The organism is Klebsiella variicola (assembly GCF_000828055.2).
GTDB classification, from domain to species: domain Bacteria; phylum Pseudomonadota; class Gammaproteobacteria; order Enterobacterales; family Enterobacteriaceae; genus Klebsiella; species Klebsiella variicola.
Genome location: NZ_CP010523.2, coordinates 3,715,874 through 3,737,934 on the forward strand (window position 1 = coordinate 3,715,874; position 22,061 = coordinate 3,737,934).

The 22,061-nt window shown below is 58.0% G+C and carries 22 protein-coding genes; 9 read left to right on the forward strand and 13 right to left on the reverse strand.

Translation table 11 applies throughout. The features are described from left to right. Position 1: 1 nt before the first annotated feature. The 6 genes from potG to SP68_RS17440 all read right to left on the reverse strand — a co-directional run bounded on the left by potG (position 2) and on the right by SP68_RS17440 (position 5,338). Complete coding sequence (potG, locus tag SP68_RS17415) at positions 2 to 1,135, reverse strand: putrescine ABC transporter ATP-binding subunit PotG (RefSeq protein ID WP_012542348.1); 1,134 nt, start codon at positions 1,133 to 1,135, stop codon at positions 2 to 4. Between the two features lie 163 nt (positions 1,136 to 1,298). Then, positions 1,299 to 2,411: a spermidine/putrescine ABC transporter substrate-binding protein PotF gene (potF, locus tag SP68_RS17420; protein ID WP_002896368.1), complete on the reverse strand. Its 1,113-nt coding sequence runs from the start codon at positions 2,409 to 2,411 to the stop codon at positions 1,299 to 1,301. 348 nt (positions 2,412 to 2,759) lie between these two features. Beyond that, the gene (locus tag SP68_RS17425; RefSeq protein WP_002896365.1) at positions 2,760 to 3,239 is read right to left on the reverse strand and encodes a type III secretion system chaperone family protein; all 480 of its coding nucleotides are present in this window, start codon (positions 3,237 to 3,239) and stop codon (positions 2,760 to 2,762) included. 88 nt (positions 3,240 to 3,327) lie between these two features. Next, the gene (gene rimK, locus SP68_RS17430; RefSeq protein WP_012542349.1) at positions 3,328 to 4,230 is read right to left on the reverse strand and encodes a 30S ribosomal protein S6--L-glutamate ligase; all 903 of its coding nucleotides are present in this window, start codon (positions 4,228 to 4,230) and stop codon (positions 3,328 to 3,330) included. Positions 4,231 to 4,344: 114 nt separating this feature from the next. Then, on the reverse strand, positions 4,345 to 5,067 hold the full coding sequence (nfsA, locus tag SP68_RS17435) for a nitroreductase NfsA (protein ID WP_016160548.1): 723 nt from the start codon (positions 5,065 to 5,067) through the stop codon (positions 4,345 to 4,347). Continuing rightward, on the reverse strand, positions 5,051 to 5,338 hold the full coding sequence (locus SP68_RS17440; RefSeq protein WP_008805812.1) for a YbjC family protein: 288 nt from the start codon (positions 5,336 to 5,338) through the stop codon (positions 5,051 to 5,053). Before SP68_RS17440 ends, nfsA begins: the two co-directional genes overlap by 17 nt. Before the next feature lie 202 nt (positions 5,339 to 5,540). Between SP68_RS17440 and SP68_RS17445 the strand changes: the two genes are divergently transcribed. Next, on the forward strand, positions 5,541 to 5,804 hold the full coding sequence (locus SP68_RS17445; protein WP_002896352.1) for a GrxA family glutaredoxin: 264 nt from the start codon (positions 5,541 to 5,543) through the stop codon (positions 5,802 to 5,804). Between the two features lie 6 nt (positions 5,805 to 5,810). Here SP68_RS17445 and ybjM read toward each other — a convergent pair whose 3' ends face one another. After that, positions 5,811 to 6,194 carry an inner membrane protein YbjM gene (gene ybjM, locus SP68_RS17450; RefSeq protein WP_008805811.1) on the reverse strand — a complete coding sequence of 128 codons (384 nt, stop codon included), beginning with the start codon at positions 6,192 to 6,194 and terminating at the stop codon, positions 5,811 to 5,813. 267 nt (positions 6,195 to 6,461) lie between these two features. On the opposite strand from ybjM, the gene SP68_RS17455 reads away from it, so the two are divergent. Continuing rightward, positions 6,462 to 8,147: an aspartate:alanine antiporter gene (locus SP68_RS17455; protein ID WP_008805810.1), complete on the forward strand. Its 1,686-nt coding sequence runs from the start codon at positions 6,462 to 6,464 to the stop codon at positions 8,145 to 8,147. Positions 8,148 to 8,326: 179 nt separating this feature from the next. Here the strand turns inward: SP68_RS17455 and SP68_RS17460 are convergent, their stop codons facing one another. Beyond that, positions 8,327 to 8,890, reverse strand: coding sequence for a TetR/AcrR family transcriptional regulator (locus SP68_RS17460; RefSeq protein WP_012542353.1), 564 nt, complete (start codon positions 8,888 to 8,890; stop codon positions 8,327 to 8,329). Positions 8,891 to 8,972: 82 nt separating this feature from the next. Here SP68_RS17460 and SP68_RS17465 point away from each other — a divergent pair, with 82 nt between their 5' ends. Both SP68_RS17465 and SP68_RS17470 read left to right on the forward strand, forming a co-directional pair. After that, positions 8,973 to 10,175: an MFS transporter gene (locus SP68_RS17465; protein WP_008805808.1), complete on the forward strand. Its 1,203-nt coding sequence runs from the start codon at positions 8,973 to 8,975 to the stop codon at positions 10,173 to 10,175. Further along, entirely contained in the window at positions 10,175 to 10,987 is an 813-nt protein-coding gene (locus tag SP68_RS17470; protein WP_012968637.1) for a Cof-type HAD-IIB family hydrolase, read from the forward strand. Before SP68_RS17465 ends, SP68_RS17470 begins: the two co-directional genes overlap by 1 nt. 41 nt (positions 10,988 to 11,028) lie before the next feature. Here the strand turns inward: SP68_RS17470 and kdeA are convergent, their stop codons facing one another. Beyond that, the gene (kdeA, locus tag SP68_RS17475; protein WP_008805806.1) at positions 11,029 to 12,261 is read right to left on the reverse strand and encodes a multidrug efflux MFS transporter KdeA; all 1,233 of its coding nucleotides are present in this window, start codon (positions 12,259 to 12,261) and stop codon (positions 11,029 to 11,031) included. A 326-nt stretch (positions 12,262 to 12,587) separates the two neighbouring features. On the opposite strand from kdeA, the gene ybjG reads away from it, so the two are divergent. Together ybjG and deoR are read left to right on the forward strand one after the other, a co-directional pair. After that, on the forward strand, positions 12,588 to 13,181 hold the full coding sequence (gene ybjG / locus SP68_RS17480) for an undecaprenyl-diphosphate phosphatase (RefSeq protein WP_012542354.1): 594 nt from the start codon (positions 12,588 to 12,590) through the stop codon (positions 13,179 to 13,181). A gap of 102 nt (positions 13,182 to 13,283) precedes the next feature. Beyond that, positions 13,284 to 14,042: a DNA-binding transcriptional repressor DeoR gene (gene deoR, locus SP68_RS17485; protein ID WP_004151717.1), complete on the forward strand. Its 759-nt coding sequence runs from the start codon at positions 13,284 to 13,286 to the stop codon at positions 14,040 to 14,042. A gap of 39 nt (positions 14,043 to 14,081) precedes the next feature. Here the strand turns inward: deoR and dacC are convergent, their stop codons facing one another. Continuing rightward, positions 14,082 to 15,284: a serine-type D-Ala-D-Ala carboxypeptidase gene (gene dacC, locus SP68_RS17490; RefSeq protein ID WP_004201290.1), complete on the reverse strand. Its 1,203-nt coding sequence runs from the start codon at positions 15,282 to 15,284 to the stop codon at positions 14,082 to 14,084. 255 nt (positions 15,285 to 15,539) lie between these two features. On the opposite strand from dacC, the gene SP68_RS17495 reads away from it, so the two are divergent. Continuing rightward, the gene (locus SP68_RS17495) at positions 15,540 to 16,166 is read left to right on the forward strand and encodes a glutathione S-transferase family protein (RefSeq protein ID WP_008805804.1); all 627 of its coding nucleotides are present in this window, start codon (positions 15,540 to 15,542) and stop codon (positions 16,164 to 16,166) included. A gap of 2 nt (positions 16,167 to 16,168) precedes the next feature. Here the strand turns inward: SP68_RS17495 and SP68_RS17500 are convergent, their stop codons facing one another. Both SP68_RS17500 and bssR read right to left on the reverse strand, forming a co-directional pair. Then, positions 16,169 to 17,278 carry a PQQ-dependent sugar dehydrogenase gene (locus SP68_RS17500; protein ID WP_012542355.1) on the reverse strand — a complete coding sequence of 370 codons (1,110 nt, stop codon included), beginning with the start codon at positions 17,276 to 17,278 and terminating at the stop codon, positions 16,169 to 16,171. 115 nt (positions 17,279 to 17,393) lie between these two features. After that, positions 17,394 to 17,777 (reverse strand): biofilm formation regulator BssR, encoded by a 384-nt coding sequence (gene bssR, locus SP68_RS17505; RefSeq protein ID WP_012968643.1) that lies wholly within the window; start codon positions 17,775 to 17,777, stop codon positions 17,394 to 17,396. A 377-nt stretch (positions 17,778 to 18,154) separates the two neighbouring features. On the opposite strand from bssR, the gene SP68_RS17510 reads away from it, so the two are divergent. Then, positions 18,155 to 19,396 carry an oligosaccharide MFS transporter gene (locus SP68_RS17510; RefSeq protein ID WP_012968644.1) on the forward strand — a complete coding sequence of 414 codons (1,242 nt, stop codon included), beginning with the start codon at positions 18,155 to 18,157 and terminating at the stop codon, positions 19,394 to 19,396. Between the two features lie 27 nt (positions 19,397 to 19,423). Here the strand turns inward: SP68_RS17510 and SP68_RS17515 are convergent, their stop codons facing one another. After that, the gene (locus SP68_RS17515; protein ID WP_032729750.1) at positions 19,424 to 20,326 is read right to left on the reverse strand and encodes a Kdo hydroxylase family protein; all 903 of its coding nucleotides are present in this window, start codon (positions 20,324 to 20,326) and stop codon (positions 19,424 to 19,426) included. 245 nt (positions 20,327 to 20,571) lie between these two features. Here SP68_RS17515 and rimO point away from each other — a divergent pair, with 245 nt between their 5' ends. Continuing rightward, entirely contained in the window at positions 20,572 to 21,897 is a 1,326-nt protein-coding gene (gene rimO / locus SP68_RS17520) for a 30S ribosomal protein S12 methylthiotransferase RimO (RefSeq protein ID WP_008805799.1), read from the forward strand. The last annotated feature ends 164 nt before the right edge of the window (positions 21,898 to 22,061 follow it).

The following is a 22,061-nucleotide window of genomic DNA, read 5'->3' on the forward strand; positions in this document are numbered from 1 at the left end:
CTTACACCGTCAGCACTACGCAGCTATCCGCATCCCAGCATAAACGCACCTCGTCACCCCAGGTGGGCGTTCCTTTCCGATGGCGGTGTTCATTCTGCAACTGGGCGCTGATCATCTGCCCGCTTTGCAGGCGCACATGATAGATAGAGAGATCCCCGAGATAGGCGATATGAATCACCTCGCCGACGGCAAAATTGTAGCCGTCCGCCGGTGGTTCATCGCACAGCATGATCTTCTCCGGGCGCAGCGCCACCCAGACCGGCACGTTGTCCACCACCGACGCGTCGGGGTCGACCTTCAGCGGGTGCACCAGTCCTGGCGAACTCAACACCAGGCCATCCTCCAGACGCTCCTTCACCAGCCCTTCAAAGACGTTCACCGAGCCGATGAACTCGGCGCTATAGCGGGTGGTCGGGTGCTCGTAAATCTCTTCCGGTTCGCCAATCTGCACAAACTTGCCGCGGTTCATGATGGCGATACGGCCCGCCATCGTCATCGCCTCTTCCTGGTCGTGAGTCACCATCACGCAGGTCACGCCAACGCGTTCGAGAATATCCACTACCTCCAGCTGCATGCGATCGCGCAGCTTTTTGTCCAGCGCGCCCATCGGCTCATCGAGTAGCAGCAGCTTCGGCCGTTTCGCCAGGCTACGCGCCAGCGCGACGCGCTGGCGCTGGCCGCCAGAGAGCTGGTGCGGCTTGCGTTTGGCATATTCCTGCATATGCACTAGAGCCAGCATCTCCTGCACCCGGGCGGTGATTTCCGCCTTAGGCAGACGATCCTGCTTCAGACCGAAGGCGATATTCTGCTCAACGGTCATATGGGGAAACAGGGCGTAGGACTGGAACATCATATTGATAGGCCGCTGATAGGGCGGCACGCGCGCCAGATCCACGCCGTCGAGCATAATCTGCCCGGCGGTCGGTTGTTCAAAGCCCGCCAGCATACGCAGCAGGGTCGATTTCCCGCAGCCTGATGCGCCCAGCAGAGCAAAAATTTCGCCTTTATAGATAGTGAGACTGACGTCGTCGACCGCGTGCTGGCCATCGAACGACTTGGTTAAGTTACGGATTTCCAGTAGCGGGGTCAGCGCTTTGGGGGCTTTCGCCTGTGGGCGGGGCATTACGTCGTTCAATCGGGTGCTCTCCGGCAAAAAAACGATCACCATATGGTCCGGTGCCATACTTCGTGCTTAACAGTGCAATTGCACCATCCTGGTGCTTCTGCTCGCCGGGCGCGCTGCCATTTCCCGGCGAGTGCAGATCTGATTCGGCCCGTGTTCGACGGGCCGTCAGAGATTATTTGCCGCTCTTCACTTTGGTCCACGCGCGAGTGCGCACGCGGTCAATCTTCGGATCCTGCACCTTCAGCGTGAACAGTTTGGCGAACACATCCGCTGGCGGATAAATCGCCGGGTTGTTACGGATCGTCTCGCTGACCAGCGGTGTGGAGGCCTTGTTGCCGTTGGCGTAGAACACCTGGTCGCTGATTTTAGCGATCACATCCGGGCGCATCAGATAGTTAAGGAACTGATAGGCTTCATCTTTATTCTTGGCGTCGGCCGGCATGGCAAAGACATCAAAGAACGCCAGCGCGCCTTCCTTCGGAATAAAGTAGGAGACGTTGACGCCATTTTTCGCCTCTTTCGCGCGGTTGGCCGCCTGCCAGACATCCCCTGCCCAGCCGATCGCCACGCAGATGTCGCCGTTGGCAAGGTCATTAATATATTGCGAAGAGTGGAAGTAGCGAATGTTCGGCCGCAGCTTCAGCAGCAGATCGGTCGCCGGGCCGGTATAATCATCCGCTTTGCTGCTGTTCGGATCCTTGCCGAGGTAGTTCAGCACGGTGGCGAAAATCTCTTCCGGCGCGTCGAGGAAGGAGACGCCGCAGCTTTTCAGTTTTTCAAGGTTCTCCGGCTTCAGCACCAGATCCCAGCTGTCCACCGGCGCATCTTTACCGAGGACGGCTTTCACCTTATCCACGTTGTAGCCAATGCCCGTCGTCGCCCACAGGTAAGGCATGGCGTATTTATTCTCAGGGTCATGCTTGGCGACCAGCTTCAACACTTCGGGATCAAGGTTCTTCCAGTTGGGCAGCTTGCTCTTGTCCAGCGGCTGGAACACGCCCGCCGCCAGCTGGCGCTCAAGGAAGCTTGCCGACGGTACCACCAGGTCGAAACCGGTGCTGCCGGCCATTAATTTGCCTTCCAGTACTTCGTTGGAATCAAAAACGTCATACACGACTTTAATCCCGGTCTCTTTTTCAAAATTCGCTACCGTGTCCGGCGCAATATAATCAGACCAGTTATAAACATGCAGGGTTTTTTGTTCGGCGGCGAGCGAACCGGCAGAGACGGCCATCAGCGCACCCGTAACCAGACCTGTTAACCATTTTTTACCAAAGGCGGTCATATCTCTTATCCTTCTCAACGCCCGTTAATTTACGGGCTCAAATATACGCATTTCAACGCATGCAAGAATCATGCATATTTTTTCATTGCCTGAGAAAAGGAGAGCGGATCTCTCCCGGAGTGGTTGCTCGCAACTGGAAGCATCGCCAGAATAACTGTAGCCAGAATAAGAGGCTATAGCCCAAGTAAAAAAACGCCTTTTATCAAATTTTTATGCAATAACGGTCTACGTGATAAGCCAAAACGGCCTGAATGGCGGTGAATAATGCTTTAAGAGAAGGGTAAACGCAGAATAAAAGCGGGTAATACGCAGCCGCTGCGGTAGTGGCTGCGCTAATTTTAGGCAGGTTTAGTGAAGAAAATGGTATTGCACGTTTTCCGCCGCGGGCTCTTCTTCTTCGCCTTTGTACAGCAGCTGGTTGGCGCCGGCTTCGAGGATCACCATTGAGATCTGCTCTTCGCTTTGGCGGAAGAACCAGGCGAACTGCTCCATGGTCACCCCCGGGCCGATAGACAACGACTGACAGACCACCAGCTTGGGCAAGTTATCGTCCTGAATATCGATAAACGCCTTCACAGTTAACGAACTGGCGTTGATAGCCGAGAGATCCGCCGACAGCGCCAGCAGAGCGGACGGCTTCACCTCCGCGAGGGCGGAAAAGAGCACCACGTTGTCTACCAGGTCAATTTTGGCATCAAAAATACCGTCGAAATTCTGCATATGCGGCAGATGCAATGCCTGGCAGGAATCGCACTCAAAAAAGCTGATGCCGATCTCATCCAGCCAGCGGCGTAGCGTATCCAGACCTGGAACGACCAGTGAATCCATAGTGCCTGTGACCCCTTACAATGAAAAAACGACGCCATAGCTTACGCAAAAAAAGCGCCGCATACCATGACAGACTTGCATCCAGCGGCTAGCCGCCTATTTTCAAACAGAATTCCGGCGTCGCCTGGCGCTCGATCCAGGCGATCATCCGGCTGGCGATGTCCACGCCGGTGGTGGTTTCCACCCCTTCCAGCCCCGGCGAGGCATTCACCTCCATCACCAGCGGCCCGCGGGTGGCGCGTAAAATATCGACACCGGCGACATCGAGCCCAAGGGTTTGCGTCGCCTTGATGGCAATCGCCCGCTCCTCGTCGCTAATCTGCGCCACCGTGGCCATGCCGCCGCGGTGCAGGTTAGAACGAAAGTCGCCCTCTTTAGCCCGCCGTTCGATCGCCGCCACCACCTCATTGCCGACCACCAGGCAGCGAATATCGCAGCCTTTCGCCTCGGCAATATATTCCTGCACCAGAATATGCGCATTCAGCCCGCGAAAGGCGTCGATCACGCTCTCCGCCGCCTGACGGGTCTCCGCCAGCACCACGCCGATCCCCTGGGTGCCTTCCACCAGCTTCACCACCAGCGGTGCCCCGCCCACCATGGCGATCAGGTCGCTGGTGTCATCGGGGGAGTGAGCGATGCCGGTCAGCGGCAAATCGATGCCCTGGCGCGCCAGCAGCTGCAGCGAGCGCAGCTTATCGCGAGCGCGGGTGATGGCGACCGACTCATTCAGCGGATAGCTTCCCAATAGTTCAAACTGACGCAAAGCCGCGGTGCCATAGTAGGTGATCGCCGAGCCAATCCGCGGGATCACCGCATCAAAATGCGGTAGCTGACGCCCTTTGTAGTGGATGGACGATGCCACCGGACTGACATTCATATAACAGGAAAGCGGATCGAGGATCTCGACCTGATGCCCGCGCTGTTGCGCCGCTTCGCGCAGGCGTCGACATGAATAAAGCGTTCCATCCCGGGATAATATGGCAATTTTCATCCTGCACCTCTGCAAAAAGACCCGCTCTGGCGGGCCTCAGCTATCGAACACACTTTCACCTTTCCTGCGGCCGGCGGCGGAGATCACCTGGCCGGAGCAGCAGTGTACACGTAATCAGCGTGTTGCCCACCCCTGCTTATGCAGATAGTCGAGAATAAACGGACGACTCTCTTTCACGATAGTGCGACGGATATGATCGCTCCAGGTATCGCGGCGGGCGTTGCTGCCGCGCGACAGATAATAGTGCGCCAGCTGGTCGTCATAGTCCGCCAGCAGCGCGTTATCCAGCGGCTGATAGCGGTTCTCATGCACCAGCATGGCGGCCGGCATCCGCGGCTTGATGTCCGGGTTATCCGCCGGCCAGCCAAGGCAAAGACCGAACAGCGGCAGGACGTGCTGCGGCAGCGCCAGCAGCTCGGTCACCGCCTCGATGCTATTACGCAACCCGCCGATATAGACGCCGCCCAGCCCGAGGGACTCGGCGGCAATCAGCGCGTTTTGCGCCAGCAGCGCCGTATCGACGACGCCGATCAGCAGCTGTTCAGCCAGCCCCAGCTGCGCCTGTGGGCAAATCTGCAGGTGGCGGTTAAAGTCGGCGCAGAAAACCCAAAACTCCGCCGCCTGGGCGACGTGCTGCTGGCCGCCGGTCAGCGGGACCAGTTGCTCACGCAGCGCGGGGTCGGTAATACGGATGATGGAGGTGCACTGTAAAAAACTCGAGGTAGATGCCGCTTGCGCGCTGGCGATAATCTCTGCGCGCTGTTCGTCGCTCACGGGGGCATCGGTGAAGTGGCGGATGGAACGATGGCTGCGCAGCAGCTCAATGGTCGGCGTCATTACGTTTTTCTCTGTCAGACAAGGATTCAGGCTTTGGAGAGTGCGTTAACTGCGGGGCCACGATCTGCGCCATCCGCCACATAACGACGATGGCGGCGGGGATCATCAGCACGATCCCGGCAAAGAGCATCACCAGCGCCGCGGTCGGGCTGGCAATGGGCGCAGGCAGCTGGACATACTGGTTAAGCGAGAGCCAGGCGAGGGTTAACAGCCCCATCCCGAGGATCTCAACCAGCAGAATGCTTTTCGGCAACGGGGCAAATTTTCGCATCACGCCTCTCCGGTTGATAAGCGCGGCGCATCAGACAATCTCACTACGCCGCCGGGTCAGTATACGGGTTTTGATAGTACGACATTTATCAAACATAGCCGTAAACCATCGAAGCAAAAGGCAGAACCTTCTTTCCCTCACCGGTCAATGCAGGCATCATAAGCGCCATTCGCCATCCGGCTGAGGTTTAAGGAGAGAAGCAATGTTTACCGTTATTTTTGGTCGTCCAGGCTGCCCTTACTGCGTTCGCGCCAAAGAGCTGGCAGAAAAACTGACCAACGAGCGTGATGATTTTAACTACCGTTACGTGGATATTCACGCCGAAGGCATCAGCAAAGCTGACCTGGAAAAGACCGTCGGCAAACCGGTTGAAACCGTGCCGCAGATCTTCGTCGACCAGAAACACATCGGCGGTTGCACCGATTTCGAAGCCTGGGCGAAAGAGAACCTTGGCCTGTTTGCCTGAGTCAATTTATTTGCTCGATGAGTGACTGCGCCAGGTATCAAGCCAGGCGCAGATAAACAAAAAGCACAACGCCCCGAGCGCGCACCAGAACACCGCGCTCAGTACCCACGCCATCTCCTGCCAGAACGTTCTGTGCGTCACGAAGAACAGCCGCATCGTCACCATACAGACCGGCGCCGCCAGCATCGCACCCAGCAAAGGACGCAGTACCCGCTGTCCGGGAGAGAGGCAGCTCGCCGCCGCCCCTGGCAGCAAAAAGAAGAGCAGGCCCAGCTCCGGGTTGCCGCTGGCGCGAAAGGCCCCTTTCATATGTAATAGCAGCGATAAGCACACCACAATGAACAGAACGAAGCCGCAGATAATACCGGCCCAACTACGCTCAGACTTCACCGTATCCTCCTGATGTTGCCTCTAACTCACGTCCACGTCGCCCAGTCAGATAAAGCATTTCGGCAATCCATGCCAATAACTCCCCTACCAGCCTAAAAACGATTGTCACTAGCCGCCGCATCCAGGAAGGATTAAACTAGCGGGTATATTTTTGCTGGTTATAACAGGGTGCCAGAATAGGTTCGCCACAACGCGAACGCCTGAGCAACCTTAGACCAAATAACCATTTCCTTCAACAACTTACTAGTAAATGAGAAGTTGGCTTTCGTGAATATAAACGTCGCAGATTTGTTAAACGGGAATTACATCCTGTTATTATTCGTTGTACTTGCATTAGGACTATGCCTGGGAAAACTGCGTCTCGGCTCAGTACAACTTGGTAATTCCATTGGCGTTTTAGTCGTTTCTCTCTTATTAGGTCAACAGCATTTCGCGATTAACACTGATGCCCTTAATCTCGGCTTTATGCTGTTTATTTTTTGCGTCGGCGTGGAAGCCGGGCCCAACTTTTTTTCCATTTTTTTCCGCGACGGCAAAAACTACCTGATGCTGGCGCTGGTGATGGTCGGCAGCGCGATGCTGATCGCCACCGTGCTGGGCAAAGTGTTCGGCTGGGATATTGGTCTTACCGCCGGTATGCTGGCGGGCGCCATGACCTCCACCCCGGTGCTGGTGGGCGCGGGCGACACCCTGCGCCATTTCGGACTGCCCAGCGATCAGCTGGCGCAGTCGCTTGACCATCTGAGCCTCGGCTATGCCCTGACCTACCTGGTCGGCCTGGTGAGTCTGATCGTCGGCGCCCGCTATATGCCCAAGCTGCAGCATCAGGATCTGCAGACCAGCGCCCAGCAAATCGCCCGCGAGCGCGGCCTCGATACCGATTCAAAACGTAAAGTGTACCTGCCGGTGATCCGCGCCTACCGCGTTGGCCCGGAGCTGGTGGCCTGGGCGGATGGCAAAAATCTGCGCGAGCTGGGTATTTATCGCCAGACCGGCTGCTATATCGAACGCATCCGCCGCAACGGCATTCTGGCCAACCCGGACGGCGACGCGGTGCTGCAGATGGGCGACGATATTGCGCTGGTGGGTTATCCGGACGCGCACGCTCGCCTCGACCCGAGCTTCCGTAACGGCAAAGAGGTATTCGACCGCGATCTGCTCGACATGCGCATCGTCACCGAAGAGATTGTGGTCAAAAACCACAACGCCGTCGGCCGCCGCCTGGCGCAGCTGAAGCTCACCGACCACGGCTGTTTCTTAAACCGGGTGATCCGCAGCCAGATTGAAATGCCTATCGACGATAACGTGGTGCTGAACAAAGGCGACGTGCTGCAGGTCAGCGGCGACGCCCGCCGCGTAAAAACCGTGGCCGACCGCATCGGCTTCATCTCCATTCACAGCCAGGTGACCGACCTGCTGGCCTTCTGCGCCTTCTTTATCGTCGGCCTGATGATCGGCATGATCACCTTCCAGTTCAGCTCTTTTAGCTTCGGCATCGGCAACGCCGCCGGCCTGCTGTTCGCCGGCATTATGCTTGGCTTCCTGCGCGCCAACCACCCAACCTTCGGCTATATCCCGCAGGGGGCGCTGAACATGGTGAAAGAGTTTGGCCTGATGGTGTTTATGGCCGGGGTCGGACTCAGCGCCGGGGCCGGGATCAATAACGGTCTGGGCGCCGTCGGCGGTCAGATGCTGGCGGCAGGGCTTATTGTCAGCCTGTTGCCGGTAGTGATCTGCTTCCTGTTCGGCGCCTATGTGCTGCGCATGAACCGGGCAATGCTGTTTGGCGCCATGATGGGCGCCCGCACCTGCGCCCCGGCAATGGAGATCATCAGCGATACCGCGCGCAGCAACATTCCGGCGCTCGGCTACGCAGGCACCTACGCCATCGCCAACGTGCTGCTTACCCTTGCCGGGACGCTCATCGTGATCATCTGGCCAGGGCTACAATAAATTTTTGAGAAAAAAGCCGTCACAGGCAGAACTTTTTCTCAGGGCATCAGTCATAAGTAATGCCACTGCTTTTCTTTGATGTCCCCATTTTGTGGAGCCCATCAACCCCGCCACTTCGGTTCAAGGTTGATGGGTTTTTTGTTGCCTGAATTTATCCCTCACGCATGTCTCGCACCGCCTCAGCGCCCCTCTTCCTGCGCCCTCTCCCCCGCCAGCTGCCCAACCAGCAGCCGGATTGCCGCCTTCGACAGCGGCGCGCGGTCGGTGACAAAGTGCAAAGTCATTCCTTCAATAAAGGCGTCGAGGCCGCGGGCGGTATCGGGGGCGAACCATTGCTCCAGCGTCTGCTGGCTGCGCCGCATCCAGTTCTGCATCACCCCCTTTAGCGCCGGCTGACTGCTGCAGAACGCGTACAGCTGATACATCAGCTCCATATTGCGCGCCGTGGTCACCTGGGCGCTGAAGATCAGCTCCGCGATGGCATCGCAGGCTTGTTCCCGGTTCGTTACCCCGGCAAAGCATTGCTGATACTGCGCCGACATCTCGGCGGTAAACAGGCTGAACGCCTCCTCAACCAGCGCCTCGATGCCGCTGAAATAATAGGTCAACGACCCCAGCGGCACATTCGCGCAGAGGGCGATTTTGCGGTGCGTCACAGCCTGGACGCCGTGCGCCGCGATGGTGTCCAGCGTCGCCTGCAGGATGCGCTCGCGGCGCTGCGGATCGTTCGGTCTACGGGCCATGATTTTCCTCTTCCGGTTTATGTACAAATGTACACATGCTTGCTACTGTTGTCTTCACTCTTCTCCTTTAAGGCGTTTACGGATGACGACGCAAACCTCGCGCAGAGCGCTCCAGCTTCGGCTGTGGGCGCTGTTTATGTTCTTTTTCATCCCCGGCTTATTAATGGCCTCATGGGCTACCCGCACGCCGGCGATCCGCGATCAGCTGATGCTTTCTACGGCAGAAATGGGCGTGGTGCTGTTTGGTCTGTCGGTGGGGTCGATGAGCGGTATTCTCTGCTCGGCGTGGCTGGTGAAGCGCTTTGGTACCCGCAAGGTCATCCGCACCACCATGTCCTTCGCCGTACTCGGCATGCTGGTGCTCAGCCTGGCCCTGTGGGTCTCTTCCGCCCCGCTGTTCGCCTTCGGCCTGGCCATCTTTGGCGCCAGCTTTGGCTCCGCCGAAGTCGCTATTAACGTCGAAGGCGCGGCCATCGAGCGAGAGATGAATAAAACGGTGCTGCCGATGATGCATGGCTTCTACAGCTTTGGCACCCTGTTCGGCGCCGGGGTGGGCATGGCAGTGACCGGATTCGGCCTGCCTGCCGCCCCGCATATCCTGGCGGCCGCGCTGGTGGCTATTCTGCCCATCGCCATTGCCATCCGCGCCATTCCCGATGGCACCGGTAAAAACGCCGCCGAAGCCGCCCACGGTGAGGCGAAAGGTCTGCCGGTATGGCGCGACGCGCAGCTACTGCTGATCGGGGTCATCGTCCTGGCGATGGCATTTGCCGAAGGCTCGGCCAACGACTGGCTGCCGCTGCTGATGGTGGACGGCCACGGCTTTAGCCCCACCTCCGGCTCGCTGATCTATGCCGGCTTCACCCTCGGCATGACGCTGGGCCGCTTTACCGGCGGCTGGTTTATCGATCGCTACAGCCGGGTGACGGTGGTCCGCGGCAGCGCGGTGATGGGCGCCCTGGGTATTGGCCTGATCATCTTCGTCGATAACCCCTGGGTGGCGGGCATCTCGGTACTGCTGTGGGGCATCGGCGCCTCGCTCGGCTTCCCGCTGACCATCTCCGCCGCCAGCGATACCGGGCCGGACGCGCCCAAGCGCGTCAGCGTGGTGGCGATCACCGGTTATCTTGCTTTCCTCGTCGGGCCGCCGCTGCTGGGCTTCCTCGGCGAACACTTCGGCCTGCGCAGCGCCATGATGGTGGTGCTGGGTCTGGTGATGGTGGCGGCACTGGTCGCCCGCGCGGTGGCTAAGCCACAATCTGAACCCGTTATGGAGAACAGCTAATGAGCATCAAACTGATTGCGGTGGATATGGACGGCACCTTTTTAAGCGATGCCAAAACTTACAACCGGCCGCGCTTCCTCGCCCAGTACCAGCGAATGCGTGAACAGAATATTCGCTTCGTGGTCGCCAGCGGCAACCAGTATTATCAGCTGATCTCCTTTTTCCCGGAGATCGCCCATCAGATCGCCTTTGTGGCGGAAAACGGCGGCTGGGTGGTGAGCGGCAATGAAGACGTCTTCAACTGCCAGCTGCCGCTCCACCATTTCAACGCCGTGGTCGATCATCTGCAGACCCTGCCGAATATCGAAATCATCGCCTGCGGGAAGCGCAGCGCCTACACTCTCAACCGCTATAACGACGCGCTGAAGAATGTGGCGGCGAAGTATTATCACCGCCTCGAACTGGTGGATGATTTTAACCACCTTGATGATGCGATCCTCAAATTTGGTCTCAACGTACCGGACAGCCTGATCCCGGAAATTCAGCCGAAGCTGCACGCGGCGCTGGGGGATATGGTCACCGCGGTGGCCACCGGCTACGGCAGTATTGACTTAATTATGCCTGGGGTGCACAAAGCCAACGGCTTGCGCATTTTGCAGCAGCGCTGGGGCATTGAGGATCATGAGGTGGTGGCGTTCGGCGATAGCGGCAATGATATCGAGATGCTGCAGCACGCCGGATTTGGCTTTGCCATGGCCAACGCCCGGGAAGACGTCAAAGCCGTCGCCAGCCATCACGCGCCGCACAACAATGAAGAAGGCGTGCTGCAGATTATTGATAAGGTGTTAAATCGCGAAGCGCCGTTCGCCTGATAAGACCCCGGATGCCTTTGTGCATCCGGGTTTGCCACCGGTTACGCCTGCTGCGAATTGCCGACGCTTTTATCTTTCAGGAAGTAGATCATCAGCCCCAGCCACAGTACTCCGCCCAGCAGGTTAAACAGGCTGAACAAGCCGTTGCCCCCCAGCTCATAAGCATGTTTGCTGAGCTCAATGCCGACGGTGAAGATCAGCATCTGCAGCATTCCCATCGCCGCCGAGACCGTGCCTTTGCTCATCTCGCTGGCGAACAGCGTTAAGCGCACGAGCCCGGCATTCGCGAGGCCAATTCCGAAGGCGTAAAAGCTCAGGCCGGCGGTCATCCACAGATAAGCGTGGGAAGAGACCACGGTCGCCGCCGCGGAGAGGATCAGACCAAACATGATCGGCCAGCCGCCCATGATAATCAGCGAGCGCACGGTACGGCGCGAAGTCAGGCGCGCCAGCACCAGGTTACCGGCAATCAGCGCGCCGAAAATCGGCACCTGCAGCATGCCATACTCATAGCTGGTGGCCTGTTCGCCGCTGATAATAATCACCGGCGACTGGGCAATCCACGCCAGCAACGGCAGGCTGACGAAGCCTGTCGCCAGCGCACCGGCGACGAAGCGCAGGTTTTTCAGCACCAGGCGATAATCGCGGCCCAGCTCTTTAACCGACAGCTTTTCGCCCAACCGCGTCGCGGTTTCCGGCATCGCCCGCTGCAGCCCGACGAATGAGATGGCCGCCAGCACGGCGAACAGGACGAACATCATCTCCCATGGCAGCACGTGCACCCAGGCGGCGCCCACCAGCGGCCCCAGCAGCGGAGCAATCAGCGCCACGTTGGCCATCAGGGCGGTGATTTTGATACACACCGCCTCCTCAAAAGACTCCTGGATCGCCGCATAGCCTACCGCGCCGATAAAGCACAGGCTGATCCCCTGCAGGAAGCGCAGCAGGGTAAACTGCTCAATGGTCTGCGCCAGCAGCGTCGCCAGGCAGGTGACGATAAACCACACCACCCCGGTCAACATCACCGGGCGGCGGCCAATACGGTCCGACAGCGGCCCCAGCAGCCACTGTAAAAACATGCCGCCGGCCAGATAGGCGGTCATCGAGGTAGGTACCCATTCGTTGCCCACCTGAAACTCCTGAACCACGGCCAGCATACCCGGCTGGATCATATCGTTGCCGATATAGGTGGAAAACTCGTACAGCACCAGACATAGCGGGAACAGCAACGCCTGCCTTCCGAGGCGGCGGCCTGAAAGCGAATAATTTTGCATGAAATCTCTTATCTATCAAAAATCGCGCAAAGTGTAATGAAACTCCCGGCGCGGAGATAGTGAATTGTGGGTGACACCGCACAATATTGCGAATTGCGCGCCGCCGTCCGCACTCTCCCCCTGCTATTCAGCCTGCGTATATATTCCGTTTATGTTTCAGCAATGTGACAAACGATATACTGGCGCTTTTCAGGCGGTTAGCATTGAAATCCATTTGCAAGATTTCTTAACAACCTGATCTTTAAGACAATGCTGCTTTATCTCCACACCGCTTTTTTTTAGGGTAGGCGGCTTATTTGCTATCGGACCAACGAGCCTGGAAGTCTATGCTGGAAAATATTAACTACGCGCTGTTCGCCCTGATCAACGCGACGCCGGCCTCGCCGCAGTGGGCCATTGAGGTGGCGATCCTGATCGCCAAAGATCTGATTCTGATCGTGCCCTTGCTGGTAGTGACATTATGGCTGTGGGGGCCTGCCCAGCGGCAGATGGTGTTTAAGCTGATGCTGGCGCTGATGATTAGCCTGACCGTGTCGTGGGCGATCGGCCACCTCTATCCGCACGATCGGCCGTTTGTCGCCGGCGTAGGCTATAACTTCCTGCATCACGCGGCGGACGACTCCTTCCCCAGCGATCATGGCACCGTCAGCTTTACCTTTGCCCTGGCTTTTCTGTTCTGGCACCGCCTGTGGTCCGGCGCGCTGCTGATGGCCATCGCCGCCGCCATCGCCTGGTCCCGCGTCTATCTCGGCGTGCACTGGCCGCTGGATATGGTCGGTGGTCTGCTGGCCGGAATGTGCGGCTGCCTTGGCGCGGCGCTGATCTGGCATACGTTCGGCCCGGCGCTGTATCGCCAGCTGCAGCGACTGTATCGTCTCTGCTTCTCCCTGCCGATCCGCAAAGGCTGGGTACGCGGCTAAACGCCAGCCGTCGCTGCGGCCACCGCGTGACTAACCCGTAAGCGACAGGTAAAATCCCGCTAACGCCCTGCCCCCGCAGGGCGATTTTAGCGCAGAGGGAATATGGAAACTCGCCGTGACGAACGTATCAGTCAGCTCATTCAGGCACTCAAACGCAGCGATAAGCTACATCTGAAAGAAGCCGCCTCCCTGCTTGGGGTCTCGGAAATGACCATTCGTCGCGACCTCAATGGCCATAGCGGCCCGGTTGTGCTGCTCGGCGGATACATTGTGCTGGAGCCGCGCAGCGCCACCCATTACCTGCTCAGCGATCAAAAAACCCGGCTGGTCGAGGAAAAGCGCCGCGCCGCTCGCCATGCGGCCGCGCTGCTGGAGGCCCATCAGATGGCTTTCTTCGACTGCGGGACCACCACGCCGTGGATCATTGACGCCATCGATGATGCCCTGCCCTTCACCGGCGTCTGTTACTCCCTGAATACCTTCCTGGCCCTGCAGGAGAAACCGCAGTGTCGCGCGGTCCTGTGCGGTGGGGAATTTCACGCCAGCAACGCGATTTTTATGCCGCTGAGCCTTGAGGATACCCTCAGCCATCTGAGCCCCGACATCGCCTTTTACTCGGCGGCAGGCATTGACTGCGAGCAGGGGGCGACCTGCTATAACCTGGAGGAGCTGCCGGTCAAGCACTGGGCGATGCGTCACGCGCGCTACCACGTGCTGGTGGTCGACCACAGCAAGTTTGGCAAAGTGCGTCCGGCGCGCATGGGGGCGTTAGCGAAATTTGACGTGATCGCCAGCGATATCTGCCCGGATGATGAGCTGGTCGCGCTGGCGAAGGCGCAGCAGATCTCCCTGCTGTATTGAGGCGTCACTGACCGCGCCCCGCCGGGCGCGGTCATGGCATCAGGAGAACCAGCTGCCGAACCAGCCGTGGAGTTTCATCAGTACGAAGTCGATCATCCGGCTGAAGAAACCGCCCTCTTTCACCGGCTCCATGACGATCAGCGGGCGCTGCTCGATGGTTTTATCATTCAGCTTAAAGTCGATAGTCCCGACCACCTGCCCCTTCTCCAGCGGCGCGGTAAGCTGCGGCTGATTTAAGGTGTAGCTGGCTTTCAGGTTTTTCAGCTGGCCCTTCGGCAGGGTGATAGAGCCCGCCTCGCCGGCTCCCAGTTTCGCTTCGCTGCTGTCGCCAAACCATACGCGCTGGGTAACGAAGGTGGCATCCGGTTTAATCGGCGTCACGGTTTCATAGAAGCGGAAGCCCCAGGTCAGCAGTTTTTCTGACTCGTTAAAGCGAATGCGGTCAGTTTTGGTCCCCAGTACCACGGCGATCAGACGCATATCACCCTGGGTGGCTGAGGAGACCAGGTTATAGCCGGCCCCGGCGGTGGTCCCGGTTTTCACACCATCGGCGTTGAGGTTGGTGCTCCACAGCAGACGGTTGCGGTTCGGCTGGCGAATTTTATTGAAGGTGAACTCTTTCTCTTTATGTACCGCGTACTCTTCCGGCACATCGTGGATCATCGCTTTGGTCAGCAGCGCCATATCGCGGGCGGTACTGAACTGACCCGGCGCATCAAGGCCGTGGACGGTCATAAAGGTGGTGTTGGTCAGCCCCATTTTTTTGGCATAGCCGTTCATCAGGCTGACGAATGCATCCTGGCTGCCCGCCACGTAGTCGGCAATGGCAATACTGGCGTCGTTACCGGACTGAATAATGACCCCTTTGTTCAGATCTTCCACCGAGACCTGCATGCCAGGCTTGAGGAACATCACCGATGAGCCGCGCAGCGCCGGGTTGCCGGTCGCCCAGGCATCACGTCCGACGGTCACCATATCGGTGAGCTTGATTTTTCCCGCTTTTATCGCCTGCCCCACCACGTAGCTGGTCATGATCTTCGTCAGACTGGCCGGGTCGAGTTTTTCATCGGCATTGCCTTCGCTGAGCACCTTCCCGCTGGCGTAGTCCATCAGGATCCAGGCGCGAGCGTCAATCGAAGGGGCGTCGGGGAGTTGTTCTGCAGCCTGCACCGCAGGTGCGACAAGAAATAACAGCGCGCAACCTGCAGCGAGGCCGCGAAGGGAAAAAGCGTCATGCATCATAAGAGCCACCCAAGTATCCTTTCCAAACAAAATATGCCGCACCACTCTGACCGCGCCGCAGCAACCGGTGAGTAAAGCGTACAAATGACCTTAAAGAAACAGCGAGTTGGTAAAGTTTTTAAAGTTTACGCAATAACGTGCCGCTGTGCTTTAATCAGAACAACTTTTTTGATCGTGATTGCCTAAATATTAACTTTATCCCAACATGATCGCCGATCGCGCTGCAACGGCAGTGAAACAAACTCAGGAGCGAAAATGATTACACTGTGGGGACGTAATAACTCGACCAACGTGAAGAAAGTACGCTGGGTGCTGGAGGAGTTGGATCTTCCTTATGAGCAGATCCTCGCCGGGCTGGAGTTTGGTCTCAATCATGACCCGGAATATCTGGCGATGAACCCGAACGGGCTGGTGCCGCTGTTAAAAGACGATGCTACCGGGGTGGTGTTGTGGGAATCAAATACCATTATTCGCTACCTTGCCGCCCAGTACGGCGTCGATCGCCTGTGGCTGGCCGCACCGGCGCAGCGCGCGCAAGGGGAAAAGTGGATGGACTGGTCCAACGGCACGCTCTCTCCCGCCCATCGCCCGGTGTTAATGGGCCTGGTCAGGACGCCGCCGGAGCAGCGCGATCCGGCGGTCATCGCCGCGGGGATCGGCGCCTGTGAATCGCTGTTTGCCATGCTTGATGACGAACTGGCGAAAACGCCATGGCTCTCTGGCGAGCACTTCGGCCTTGGCGATATTGCCGTTGCCCCCTTCGTCTACAATCTGCTGACGATCCTCGATACCTGGCAACCGCGGCCCCATCTGCAGCGCTGGTATCAGCAGATTAGCCAGCGCCCCGCCTGGCACGCGGTCGTGAAGATCCCGGTCACCTGAGGTTAACCCTCCGGACTCAAGCGCAACAGTTCGCCGTTAGACTCGTCGGTTAATACGTACAGATAGCCGTCGGGTCCCACGCGGACGTCGCGGATACGCTTCCCGCGCGCCTCCAGTAACCTCCCCTCCTCGCGGACCTGATTACCGTCCACCGATAAGACAATAAGCGACGTCTCCTTCAGCGCGCCGATAAACAGCTTATGCTGCCACTGGGGAAAAGTCTGCGCCGCGTAAAAGGCCATCCCGCTCACCCCTGGGGAGACCGGCCAGACATACAGGGGAGGCTCGGTACCCGGGGCCGTCTTGCCCTTGGCCTCCGGGATCGGCAGGCCGCTGTAGTTAATGCCATGCGTCGCCAGCGGCCAGCCGTAGTTTTTCCCCGCCTGCGGGATGTTAATTTCATCCCCGCCGCGGGGGCCGTGCTCATTGAGCCACAGCGCGTCGCTCCATGGGTTCATCGCCATGCCCTGCGGATTGCGAATACCGTAGGCCCAGATCTCTGGCCTGGCGTCAGCCCGGCCGACAAAGGGATTATCCGGTGGAACGTCCCCGCTCTCCGTCAGGCGGACCACTTTCCCCTGCAGCTTGCTGAGCTCCTGGGCGGTGGCGCGCTGATTGTTCTCTCCCAGACCGATAAACAGATACCCTTTGCCGTCGAACACCAGCCGGCCACCGAAATGATTGCCCACGGAGAGCTTCGGCTGCTGGCGAAACACCACGGTAAAGTTCGACAGCTGCGTGGCATCCTCACTTAACCGCCCGTAGCCTACCGCGGTGCCCGCTTTGCCGCTGGCGTCGCTTTCCGCATAGCTCAGCCAAACCCGCCGCGACTGCGCAAAATCCGGTGCCAGCGCCACATCCAGTAAGCCGCCCTGGCCGTTGGCCCACACCTGCGGCACGCCGGATATCGGCGCCGACAGGCCTTTACCTGGCTGCCAGCGCTTGAGCTCGCCGCCGCGCAAAGTAATCAACATGCCCTGATCGTCAGGGAGAAACGCCAGGCCCCACGGATGGGCCAGCCGGTTTTGCAATACCTCCACCCGCACCGCGGCCTGGCTCAGGGCTGGCAGCGCTAAGGCGCTCAATATCAACAGCAGCGGGATCGGACGCATGGCATTCTCCTTTAGTCAGCTCTGCGCTAAAGGGTAGCCAGCGGGGAAATTTGCGCGGGGATTTTTACATAACCTTTAACAGGGGAAGCGTCCACTTCCCCTGAGTTTCAGCCGATCAGGCATGAGTGATTGGCGACAATTTATTCAATTTATGAATATTTGAAGTCAATCCTGTCAGACAGCGTTCTAGCTTCTCTACGTTAACAGCGATGTACAGCGGACAATCATGATGCCCGCTCATCAGGCATACTGCAGCGGCGGCGAGGGACTCGCCCGCCAGGCGAAGGGCCTCCTTCTCCTCCGGTGAAACGACATTCTGCAGGCGCGGGGCCTGCGCACGCATTTCACGGCAAAGCTCAAACAAGTTATCACGCAGATGGTCATTTTCGCTGACTGACATGTAGCCTTTAGCCTTTCGCAGCTGCAGATAGGCATCAATATCGATATTGGCATTGATGAGCTTCTGCAAAAGGTGGCGATATTGTCTGTCAACGGTCATCACAGTTCCTCCTCTGTCGTCCTTTACCCTTCTCATGATACGGTTATTTTTTGTGCAAAATGATGCGCCAGGTCAATTATTCCCAAGCCTGTAACACCCTTTACAATGTGACAACCTTACCGCTTTGTAGGATATATACCAAATATAATGGTATACGATCACAATTAATTTCAAAAGAAATCAAATCGCGATTATTACCATTAAAAGGCGGAAATAGTGCTGCTAAGATCACACTACACCACAAATGCTATTGCGCGATCGCCAGCCAGAATGCCATAACAAATCATTAATGTAATACGTATAACATTTCATAAAAACAGCGAACGCTGCCCGCGGATCGCTGATAATCTCTCTGCCCGTTTGCAAGGAACTGAAACATGACGCCCGGTAAAAGAAACTACCTCCTGTTGAGTCTTTTCGATTTCCTCTACCTGTTCGCCTGGTCGTCGACCATGGCTTTCTTCGTCATCTGGACCACCCAGCATCTTGGCATCAGCGCCACGAAGACTGGCCTGCTGTACTCGGTCAACGCTTTTATCGCCCTGCTGATGCAACCTTTCTTCGGCTTTATCTCCGACAAGTTCGGCCTGAAAAAACGGCTTATCTGGCTGCTGGTCGCCCTGCTCCTGCCGGTGGGCCCCTTCTTTATCTATGTTTACGCGCCGCTGCTGGTGCACAATTTCTGGTTCGGCGCGCTGCTGGGGGGGATCTATCTGGGGATCATCTTTAACTCCGGCTGCGGGGTGATCGACTCTTACATCGATAAGATTTCCCGTCGCTACCAGTTCGAATACGGTCGGGTGCGGATGTGGGGCTCGTTAGGCTGGGCAGCGGCGGCCTGGATTGTGGGTAAATATATCGACAGCAATCCTAATCTGGCCTTCTGGCTCGCCAGCCTCGCCATCGTCATCGCCGCCATCTGCTTTATGCTGACCAAAATTGAATTAACCGACGCTGATGTGGCGCGAAGCGAATCGCTGAAGGTCTCCCATGCCCTCGAGCTGGCGAAGAATGGTCAGTTCTGGATGCTGCTGCTCTTTACCCTGTTCGTCACGCAAATTTATGACACCTACGATCAGCAGTTTGCCCAGTATTTCTCGCTGCAGTTCCCGACGCCGGAGGAAGGCAACCGCTGGTATGGGATCCTCGCCTCCATTCAGGTGTGCGGCGAAACGCTGTTCTTATGCCTGATGCCGTGGTTTGTTAACCGGACCGGCGCCAAATGGGCGCTGATCATCGCCGGGTTGATCATGTCGGTACGTATTGTCGGGTCAGCCGTGCCCCTCGGTCCGGTGTGGATTGGCGCGGTGAAAATGATGCATGCCCTGGAGAAACCGTTAATTCTGGTATCGGTCTTTAAATTCATCGCTGCCAACTTCGACCACAAGCTCTCTTCGACGGTCTATTTGCTGGTGCTGTTTGTCGCCTCGATCGCCACCGCCATCTACTCTCCGCTGGCAGGCTATCTGTACGATACCATTGGCTTCGCCGATACCTATCTGATCCTCGGCGGTATCGCCGGGCTCTTTACGCTGATCTCCATTTTCACCCTGAAGGATAAGCGCGAGCCGAAAAAGCCCAGCGCCAGGCCTTCCGGGGCCGTTACGCCGGCGCAATAATCCTCTGCCCGGTAGCCACGCCGGGCGCTACACGTTGCGCGCGACTAACGGCTTTTGCAGGAGCGTTTCCAGCACCCGCAGCGGCGAGAGCTGCGGGTGACTCATCGCTTTCACCGGCAACAGAAAGGTCTGCTCAAGCAGATACTGGCCGCGCATCGCGGCGTGCGGGGTCTGATCGGAAAAGCAGATCCAGGTACTGCCGGCGGCAAAGTCGATCTCCTGCTGCACCCCCTGTCGCTGGTACTCAGGGGTGCTTTTCATCGCATCGTGCAGGGCCAGCATCAGATGATCGTAATGGCTACGCCGACTTTTGGTGATCCCCAGCGCTGCCAGCAGCCAGGCGCCTGACGGCGACCAGGGTTTCAGCCGCGGCAGAAAGCGTGCCGCGAGGGTATCGAAATGCTCCCCTGTCCGCCAGGTTCGCGGTTCGCCGCGGGGATGAATATTGCAAAAGATGCGCAGAATACGATCACCCTTGACCGGGCGCGACGGGAATGCGTCCACATGCAAGCGCGAATCGTCTTTGCGCCAGGAGGTCGTTTCACGCCAGGCGGTAATGGGATGCAGACGCAGACTGGTTTGCGGATGGTGCAGCGACTCGCCATAGCCTGGCAATAACGCGTCGATCAGCTGCAGCGTCATCTGGTGGTAACGCGCCATCAGCCGGGCGATGGCAGCCGTTTTCTGCTTATCCGCCACGCCTCTGAGTATGCGGGTGTCGGGTTGATAGCTGATATTCTTGCGCCGCGGCGCGACCAGCTCAGGGGTCAGCAATGCCTGCTCCGTGGCGGTTAATGAAAACGCCAGCTGCGGCAGATAGAGCACATTTCCCTGCTCAAGGGAGTGTTGGATCTGCGGCGGTTGCGGGGGGATCTCCAGATTACTGAATGGCAGGGTGGCTATCGCCACCGGGGAGCCTGTTGGTGTCATTTCCTTGCCTCTTCTCCTCGCGGTCATCGAGGTATTTAGTAAAGAAATTGTTATCATTTTGTAGATTACAACGTAAATGACGGGCGTTTTTATCAGGAATGGCGGTTTTGACCCGGTGCTGAAGCCCACGCGCTCCTCACCCGAGCGCTTTTTCACCATTAACCGCGACGGAGCTATACTCTTTTTCGCAAAGATCTGTAGAATTCCTGCCCTGACCATTCCAATAATTGAACACTTTTTAAGCTATGAGCAATGTCACGCACCAGCCGAAAATCGGCTTCGTCTCCCTGGGCTGCCCGAAAAATCTCGTGGACTCAGAGCGTATCCTGACCGAACTGCGCACCGAAGGTTATGACGTCGTCCCCACCTACGACAACGCCGATATGGTCATCGTTAACACCTGCGGCTTTATCGATAGCGCTGTGCAGGAATCGCTGGAAGCGATCGGCGAAGCGTTAAAAGAGAACGGCAAGGTGATCGTCACCGGCTGCCTCGGCGCGAAAGAGGATCAGATCCGCGAAGTTCACCCGAAGGTGCTGGAGATCACCGGCCCGCACAGCTATGAGCAGGTGCTGGAGCACGTCCACCACTACTCGCCGAAGCCGAAGCACAACCCGTTCCTCAGCCTGGTGCCGGAACAGGGCGTTAAGCTGACGCCGCGTCACTACGCCTACTTAAAAATTTCTGAAGGCTGCAACCATCGCTGCACCTTCTGCATCATCCCGTCCATGCGTGGCGATCTGGTGAGCCGTCCGATTGGCGAAGTGCTGGCGGAAGCCAAACGCCTCGCTGACGCCGGCGTGAAAGAGCTGCTGGTGATTTCTCAGGACACCTCCGCCTACGGCGTCGATGTCAAGCACCGTACCGGTTTCCACAACGGCATGCCGGTGAAGACCAGCATGGTCAGCCTGTGCGAAGAGCTGGCGAAGCTCGGCATCTGGGTGCGCCTGCATTATGTTTACCCGTATCCGCACGTCGACGATGTGATCCCGCTGATGGCGGAAGGCAAAATTCTGCCGTACCTCGATATTCCGCTGCAGCACGCCAGCCCGCGTATTCTGAAGCTGATGAAGCGTCCTGGCTCTGCAGACCGCCAGCTGGCGCGCATTAAGCAGTGGCGTGAAATTTGCCCGGATCTGACCCTGCGCTCTACCTTTATCGTGGGCTTCCCGGGCGAAACGGAAGAAGATTTCCAGATGCTGCTCGACTTCCTGAAAGAGGCGCGTCTCGACCGCGTCGGCTGCTTCAAGTACAGCCCGGTTGAAGGCGCCACCGCCAACGAACTGGCGGATCAGGTGCCGGAAGAGGTGAAAGAGGAGCGCTGGAACCGCTTTATGCAGCTGCAGCAGCAGATCTCTGCCGAGCGTCTGCAGGAGAAAGTGGGCCGCGAAATCCTGGTGCTGGTGGATGAAGTTGACGAAGAAGGCGCCATTGGCCGCAGCATGGCCGACGCCCCGGAAATCGACGGCGCGGTCTACCTGAACGGCGAAACCCGCGTTAAGCCGGGCGACGTGGTGCGGGTGAAAGTCGAGCATGCCGACGAATACGACCTGTGGGGTACCCGGGTCTAGTCCAGCTTCCCGGATAGCGGCTTATCGCATTCCCCAGCCTACGGGGTCCTCCCGTAGGCTCACCCCCCAGGTCCGCGCAAGCGCAGCGCCGCCGGGTAATTTATCAGTCATCAAGCCTTTATATTGCCGGGTGGCGGCTAACGCCTTACCCGGCCTACAGTTCG